The organism is Dietzia sp. NPDC055343, from assembly GCF_053645265.1.
Map to the genome: position 1 here is coordinate 1 of NZ_JBSHMJ010000069.1, position 7438 is coordinate 7438.

Annotated in this window: 7 protein-coding genes; all 7 read left to right on the forward strand. The window is 70.1% G+C overall.

Going from position 1 to position 7438, the window contains the following annotated elements:
* Positions 1 to 18: 18 nt before the first annotated feature.
* From mbhE to mgtE, 7 genes are read left to right on the forward strand one after another with little or no spacing between them, the layout of a single operon-like run.
* Positions 19 to 3018 carry a hydrogen gas-evolving membrane-bound hydrogenase subunit E gene (mbhE, locus tag ACWIE7_RS17975; protein WP_454070163.1) on the forward strand — a complete coding sequence of 1000 codons (3000 nt, stop codon included), beginning with the start codon at positions 19 to 21 and terminating at the stop codon, positions 3016 to 3018.
* On the forward strand, positions 3015 to 3371 hold the full coding sequence (locus ACWIE7_RS17980) for a sodium:proton antiporter (protein WP_230929838.1): 357 nt from the start codon (positions 3015 to 3017) through the stop codon (positions 3369 to 3371). The genes mbhE and ACWIE7_RS17980 overlap by 4 nt, the downstream gene beginning before the upstream one ends.
* Positions 3368 to 4939, forward strand: coding sequence for a proton-conducting transporter transmembrane domain-containing protein (locus ACWIE7_RS17985; RefSeq protein WP_454070164.1), 1572 nt, complete (start codon positions 3368 to 3370; stop codon positions 4937 to 4939). The genes ACWIE7_RS17980 and ACWIE7_RS17985 overlap by 4 nt, the downstream gene beginning before the upstream one ends.
* Positions 4936 to 5268 carry a Na+/H+ antiporter subunit E gene (locus ACWIE7_RS17990; RefSeq protein ID WP_454070165.1) on the forward strand — a complete coding sequence of 111 codons (333 nt, stop codon included), beginning with the start codon at positions 4936 to 4938 and terminating at the stop codon, positions 5266 to 5268. Before ACWIE7_RS17985 ends, ACWIE7_RS17990 begins: the two co-directional genes overlap by 4 nt.
* Positions 5265 to 5537, forward strand: coding sequence for a monovalent cation/H+ antiporter complex subunit F (locus tag ACWIE7_RS17995; protein ID WP_452100400.1), 273 nt, complete (start codon positions 5265 to 5267; stop codon positions 5535 to 5537). Before ACWIE7_RS17990 ends, ACWIE7_RS17995 begins: the two co-directional genes overlap by 4 nt.
* A gap of 5 nt (positions 5538 to 5542) precedes the next feature.
* Positions 5543 to 5893, forward strand: a complete 351-nt coding sequence (locus tag ACWIE7_RS18000) for a cation:proton antiporter (protein WP_454070166.1) — start codon at positions 5543 to 5545, stop codon at positions 5891 to 5893.
* A 1-nt stretch (position 5894) separates the two neighbouring features.
* Positions 5895 to 7304: a magnesium transporter gene (mgtE, locus tag ACWIE7_RS18005; protein ID WP_454070167.1), complete on the forward strand. Its 1410-nt coding sequence runs from the start codon at positions 5895 to 5897 to the stop codon at positions 7302 to 7304.
* Positions 7305 to 7438 lie beyond the last annotated feature (134 nt).

Below are 7438 nucleotides of genomic sequence, written 5' to 3' on the forward strand. Positions count from 1 at the left end.
CCGCCGCAGGAAGGAGCCATGAGCCCCGTCCTCGCAATCGCCGCGGCCGGACTCGCCGCACTGCTGGCGTGGCCACTGACCCGTTGGCTCGGGCGAGGTGCCGGGTGGCCACTGGCCGCGCTGTATCTCGCCGGGGCGGTGGCGCTGCTGCCGCCGATCTCGCGGGCCCTCTCGGGCATGCCAGACCGGGTCGTGCGCATACCGTGGGTGCCGGCGCGGAACTGGACCCTGGATCTGTTCGCCGATCCCACCGGGTTGTTCTTCGCGATGCTCTCGCTGGTGATCGGCGCGATCGTGCTCGTCTATTCCACCTCGTACCTGCCCGGGCGTGCTGTGCTCAGCCACGCCGGCGGCGGTTCCGGTGGTGGGCGCGGCGGACCGCAGCACTACGGCTTCTACCAGCTCATGACGCTGTTCACGGTCTCAATGCTGGGGTTGGTCCTCACGGACTCGCTGGTCCTACTCTTCGTCTGTTGGGAACTCACGTCGCTGGCGTCGTTCGCGCTCATCGCGAACTCGGGCCGCAAGGCGTACTCCTCGGCGTTCCGGACGCTGGTCGTGACGTTCCTCGGCGGTCTGGCCCTGCTGGCGGCGGTCGTCGCTATCTGGCTGCGAACCGGCGCCACCTCGATCTCGGGGGCCCTGGTCCACAACGTGTGGTCCACCGATCCGAAGTTCACAGCAGCGATCGCGGTGCTGGTGGCGCTGGCCGCTTTCACCAAGTCCGCCCAGTTCCCGTTCCACTTCTGGCTGCCGGACGCGATGGCCGCCATCACGCCGGTCAGCGCGTACCTGCACGCCGCGGCCGTGGTGAAGGCCGGCATCTTCCTGCTCATCCGCTTCTCGCCGATCTTCCACGACGTGGCGGTGTGGAAGGCGCTGCTCGTGACCGTCGGCATGGGCACGGCCGTCATGGCGGCGGTGTTCGCTCTGCAGAAGACCGATCTCAAGCAACTCATGGCGTACTCGACGGTGAGCCAGCTGGGCTGGATCATCGCCACCATCGGCATCGGTACGCAGGCCGCACTCGCGGCCGCCGCACTGCACACGCTCGCGCACGCCCTGTTCAAGTCGGGACTGTTCATGCTGGTCGGCGTGGTGGACCACGAGGCCGGGTCGCGCGACATCCGGGACCTCGGCCCCCTGTGGCGGCGCATGCCGTGGACCTTCGGGGCCACCGTCCTGGGGGCGGCGGCCATGGCCGGCATCCCGCCCACGCTGGGTTTCGTGTCCAAGGAGTCGATGCTCACCGCGTTCGGCGAGGCCGCTGGCGGGAACTCCGTCGCCGTGACAGTGCTGCTGGCCGCGGCGGTGGTCGGCGCGATCCTCACGTTCCTCTACTGCGCCCGCATCGTCATGGGCGGGTTCCTGGGTCTCTACCGTCAGGACCGGGGGCTCGAGGCCGACGGCGTGACGCCGGTTGCCGACGTGCACGAGGCGCCGGTACGACTGTTGCTTCCGGCCGCTCTGCCCGCGGTCATCGGTCTGCCACTCGCGCTGGTCGTGGCAATCCTCGATGCCCCCATGGGCGCCATCGCCCGCGCGGCCGCGGGCCCGTTCGGGTGGTTGCCGCTCTATCACGACAAGATCGCCCGCCCCGCCCTGCCCGCCGACTTCGACCCGGCGGACCTCGAGTACGAACCACACCTGGCCCTGTGGCACGGGTTCACGCTCGAACTCGGATTCACCGCGCTCATCCTGGTCGTCGGCGCACTGCTCGTCTGGCAACGCCGCGTCCTCGATCGGGCGCTGGACCGCGACCTGCTGCCGTTCACCGGCGCGGCGGTACTCGAGTCGATGATGCGCGGCACCGTCAGCGCGGGCCGCGCCTTGGTGCGGCCCACCGCCTCCGACTCCCCCGCACGGCACGCCGGCGCACTCATCGCGACGGTCTGCGTCTACGGCGTGGGGCTCGGCGCGTGGGCGTTCGCGACCGGGGCGACCCTGCCCGCCCGGGTCGGCGACCTCGACCGGACGATCGACGTGGTGCTGCTGATCGTCGTGGTGCTCTCCGTCATCGGGCTGTGCACGGCGCGCTCGCGGCTGGCGGCGGTGGTGTTGCTCTCGGCCGTCGGCATCGCGGTGACCATCCAGATCTTTGGTCTCGGCGCCCCCGACGTGGGCATGACCCAGTTGCTGGTCGAGGCGCTGACCATCATCATGTTCATGCTGGTCCTGCGCCGGCTGCCGAAGGACTTCATCGCCCCGACCCGCACCCGCCGCACCGCGGCGATCGTGCTGGGCGTGGCCTCGGGCCTGGTCGCGACCGCCGCAGCGCTGGTCTTCAGCGGGCGCCGCGAGCGCTCGCCGATCGGCATGTACCTGCTCGAGAACGGGCCGGACATCACCGGCGGCGCCAACGTGGTCAACACGATCCTCGTGGAGTTCCGTGCGCTCGACACCTTCGGCGAGGTCTCCGTCCTCGGCGTGGCCGGGATCGCGATCCTCGCCGTCCTCGGCTCGGTCCGCAGCCGTGCCAGCAACAACACCGTCGACAATCAGGACGACGACTTCCTCCCCGGCACCGAGCAGGCCACCGGCGAGGCCGAGACGGCGCTCGAGGACGCCGACCGCAACACCATGCCTCTGCGCCTGCTGTCCCGCGGCGTGGCACCCACCCTCGCCGTCGTATCGGTGCTGCTGCTCTGGCGAGGGCACAACGAGCCCGGCGGGGGGTTCATCGCCGCGCTCGTCGCCTCCTGCGCGTTCGCGCTCTACTACCTGTCCCGCGAGTCGGACTCCCCGGTGAGCAAGCCGTCCACCCCGGTCATGTTCATCGGCGGCGGGCTCATCCTCGCCGGCCTCACCGGGGTCGGCGGCTACGCATTGGGCGAGTTCCTCGAGCCCGCGCACTGGTACATCCTCGGCCAGCACATCAGCAGCGCACTGTTCTTCGACCTCGGGGTCTTCTTCGGTGTGCTGGGCCTGGTCATGACCGCGTTCAACACCCTCGGCGCGGAGGGCACCGCCGTCGACGCGGTCCCCGGCACCGACCAGACCGTGGAGGCGAGCCGATGACCCTGGCGATCATGATCGGTGTCCTCACCGGCGGTGGGGTCTACCTGATGATGCAGCGCGGCATGGTCCGCGTCGTGTTCGGCCTCGGCCTGTTCAGTCACGCCGTCAACCTGATGTTGCTCTCGTCCGGGGTGTCCGCGTGGCGAAGCGAACCGCTTGCGGACGTCAACAGCAGCGACATCTCCGCCGACCCGCTCCCCCAGGCGTTCGTGCTCACCGCCATCGTCATCACCATGGCGGTCACCGTGTTCATGCTGTCGCTCGCCGTGGTGGGGCGCGATGACGACACCCACGACGTCCCGGACACCGGCGACGAGGCCTTCACCACCACCGGACGGGAGGGTGCCGCATGATCGCACTGCTCCTGCCGCTGCTGGCCGCCGTCCCGGTCATGGCCGCGGCGATCGCCGCGATGATGCCGTGGCGGGTCGTCGGCCGTCTGCTCGCGCTGGCCGTCCCCGCCGTCACCGCCGTCTCGGGCATCGGCCTGCTCGTGCACCACCACGCCGAGCCCGTGGTGGCCGCCCAGGTGGGCGCGTTCGTCCCCGGAGTGGCCATCCCGATGGTCTCCGACTCCTTCGCCGCGATCATGCTCGTCGCGACGGGAGTCGTGGCGGCCGCGGCGGTCCTGTTCTGCGACCTCACCGGCGAGTTCGCCCGGAGTCGCTACTTCGCCCCCCTGGTGCTGCTCCTTCTGGCCGGCGCCAACGGGGCCCTGCTCACCGGGGACCTGTTCAACCTGTTCGTGTTCGTCGAGGTCATGCTGCTGCCCTCGTACGCGCTCATCGCGATGACCGGCGGCTGGCGGCGGCTGGGCGTGGGTCGGCTGTTCGTGGTGGTCAACCTCCTCACCTCGACCGTGCTGCTCGCCGGAGTGGGCTTCGTCTACGCCTCGGCCGGGGCGGTCAACCTCGCGGCACTGGCGGGCGCGGCGAGCGAGGACGGCCGCGTCGCCGCGGCGCTGGGCATCGTGGTGATGGCGCTGTGCATCAAGGCGGGCGCGGTCCCCGTCCACGGCTGGCTGCCCCGCGCCTACCCCGGCACCTCGGCCGGCGTGATGGCCCTGTTCTCGGCGCTGCACACCAAGGTCGCGCTGTACGCGGTCATCCGCATCTGGGCCACCGCCTTCGACCTGGACCCCGCGTGGGGCCGCGTCATCCTGGTGGTCGCGCTCATCACGATCCTGTGGGGCGCCATCGCCTCGGCAGCGCCCGTCGACGCCCGCGAGATCCTGGCCTGGCAGATGGTCTCCGGGGTCGGTGTCATCCTCGCCGCGCTGGTGGTGGCGTCCGCGCCGGGCGGGGCGATCGTCTACATGATCCACCACATGGTCACGATCGGCGCGCTCATCCTGCTCGTCGGGGCGGCCGAGCACCTCTACCGCAGCGACCGCCTCGGCACGCTCACCGATCTGTGGCACCGCGAGCGACCGCTCGCCGTGCTCATGGTGCTCGCGATCGCGGCCCTCGTCGGACTGCCGCCCACCTCGGGTCTGATCGGCAAGCTCGAGGTCCTGTCCGCCGCCCTCGCCCCCGGCACGGTGTGGGGGGTCGTCACCGTCGTCGTCGTTCTGCTCGGGTCCCTCATCGGCCTCGTGGCGATGCTCCGCCTGTGGCGGGGGATCATGTGGAGCGACGCCGCGTCCGAAGGTGACGCGCCCGACGGTGGCGCGTCCGGCACTGTCTCGCCGGACCGGGATGACGACGACAACGCGCCCACCCGTCCCCGCATACCGGGCCGGCTGCTCGTGCCGGGTGGCGCGCTCGTCGCGGTCTCGGTGGCGATGTTCCTCGGTTACGGTGAGGTGGCCTCGGAGGTCGACCGGGCCGTGGACGGATTGGTCGACACCGCGGCGTACGTGCAGGCGGTGCTCGGCGGTGCCGACGCGCTGACCGCCACGACAGTGGGGGGTGTCTCGTGATCGGGCGCATCCTGCGGGTCCCGCTCGTACTGGGGTGGCTGCTGTGGAACGTGGTGGCGTCGTCGTGGGCGTTGGCCGTCACCGCGATGACCCCCGGACCCGTGGGCAACCCGGTCCTGGTCCGGTATCCGATGCGCTGCCGCACCGACATCGAGGTGACCGCACTGGCCTGGGCCATCACCGTCACCCCCGGCACCCTGGTGACGGTGATCGGCGAGACCGACCTGTGGGTGCACGTGGTACTCGGCGGGCCGCGCGAGGAGATGGTCGAGATGCTCGCCGAGACCGAGGACCGCATCCTGTCCGTCCTGCGAGGTGAGAAGTCATGAGTCCGTTGCTCACCGTTCTGCTGGGGTCGGCCACGGTGATCGTCGCAGCGAGCATGCTGGTCGCGGCGTACCGTGCGATGCGTGGCCCGGGCGATGCCAACCGCGCCGTAATGGCCGACCTCACGTACTTCTGTGCCGTTGCGCTGTTCGTGATGTTCGTGATCCGTACGGGGTCGGCCGTCTCCCTGGATGTGGTGATGCTCGGCTCGCTCCTCGGCGTGTTGTCCACCGTCGCCCTGGCGCGGCTGCTGTCGAGAGGTCGGAGGTGAGTCAGATGGCCGATTCGGTGATCAGCGACCTGCTGATCGGCGTGCCCGCACTGCTGGGCTCGCTATGCTTCCTCGTGGCCGCGGTGTCCATGAACCGGGCCCGCGACGCGCTGACCCGCATCAACATACTGTCCGTCGCCACCGGATTGGGCATGATGCTGTTCATCGTGGCCGCGTACGTCCACGACCTCACCGGCGGTTTCCGCTGGTCGGGACTGATAATGGCGCTGGTCGCGTTCGGCGCGACCGTGGTGGTGACCTCCGTCGCCTCCATCACGCTCGCCCGGGCCGCGTACCGGGCGGACCCGCGGCTCGATCCCCGGACCGCATACGATGACCTGTCAGGAGTGGAGTGACGTGAGCGCCCCGTCCCGTGGAGTCAACGATCCCTCGGAGTCCCCGGACGACGCGGCGGACCGGATCGCCTACGACCCGGTACTGGCCGCACGTCGCGTCGACACCCTGATCGACGCCGGGGATCTGCGCAACGCCGCCGAGGTCCTGGACGAGATGCCGCCGTGGCTGGTGGTCGATGTCCTCGAGCGAAGCGGCACCAAGGACCGGGCGGTGATGTTCCGGCTCCTGCCCAAGGACACCGCGACCTACGTGTTCGAGGCGCTCGACCCGCCATTGCAGTCCGAGATCATCCACGACCTGCACGACAGCCGGGTCAGCGAGATCTTCGCCGAGCTCGACCCGGACGATCGCGCCGGTCTGATCGACGAGCTGCCCGCCAAGGTCGCCACCCGTCTGATGCGCGAGCTCGACCCGGAGGAGCAGGCGCTGACCGCGGCCGTCCTCGACTACCCGGTCGGCTCCGTCGGGCGCCGCATGAGCCCGGAGTACGTGTCGACACACCCCGACACCACCGCCGGCCAGACCCTCGAACGGGTCCTTCAGCGGATTGACCGGACCGAAACCATCTACGCTCTGCCCGTTACCGACGACGAGCGGCACCTCGTGGGGATTGTCGGCCTGCGCTCGGTGATGAGGGCGGACCCGGACACCCCGATCCGCGAACTGATGAACGAGGCCGTGTCGGCGCGCGCGCGTGAGTCCGACGAAAAGGCCGCCCGCCGGTGCTCGGGCGAGCGGTTCATCGTGTTGCCGATAGTCGACGACGAGAACCGCCTCGTCGGAATCCTCACCTTCGACGACGCCCTGAGGATTCTCCAGGACGCCGACTCCGAGGACACGGCCCGCCAGGGTGGTGTCGAGCCGCTGCGCCGGCCGTACCTGTCCACCCCGATGCGCTCGCTCGTGCGCTCTCGTGTGCTGTGGTTGCTCGTGCTGGCGGTGGGCGCCACGCTCACGGTCCAGGTGTTGGAGGTCTTCGAGTCGACCCTCGAGCAGGTCGTGGCGCTCTCGCTGTTCGTGCCGCTCATCATCGGCACCGGCGGCAACACCGGCAACCAGGCGGCCACCACCGTGACGCGAGCCCTCGCCCTCGGAGATGTGCGACCACGGGACACGGCCCGTGTCCTCTGGCAGGAGGCCCGCACGGGATTCACACTCGGGCTGATTCTCGGCTCGGTCGCGTTCGCGGTCGCGGGTCTGGTCTATGGGGTCGATTTCGGGCTGGTGATCGGGCTGACGCTGTTGTCGCTGTGCACGATCGCGGCGTCGGTCGGCGGGGTCATGCCGCTGCTCGCCAATACCGTGCGAGCCGATCCGGCGGTGTTCTCCAACCCGTTCATCTCGACCTTCGTCGACGCCACCGGGTTGATCGTCTACTTCCTCATCGCCCGCGCGGTGCTGGGGCTGTAGGCGGCCTGACGGTCTGAGCCCGGTACCAGGCCGGGCCCGATGCCGGCCCTGGGCGGCTGGCGCCCGCCCGGCCTGACTTACGCGTCCTGTCTGCCGGTTTTCGACGGACTTGCGCGCCCGGTTTGGTCCAAACC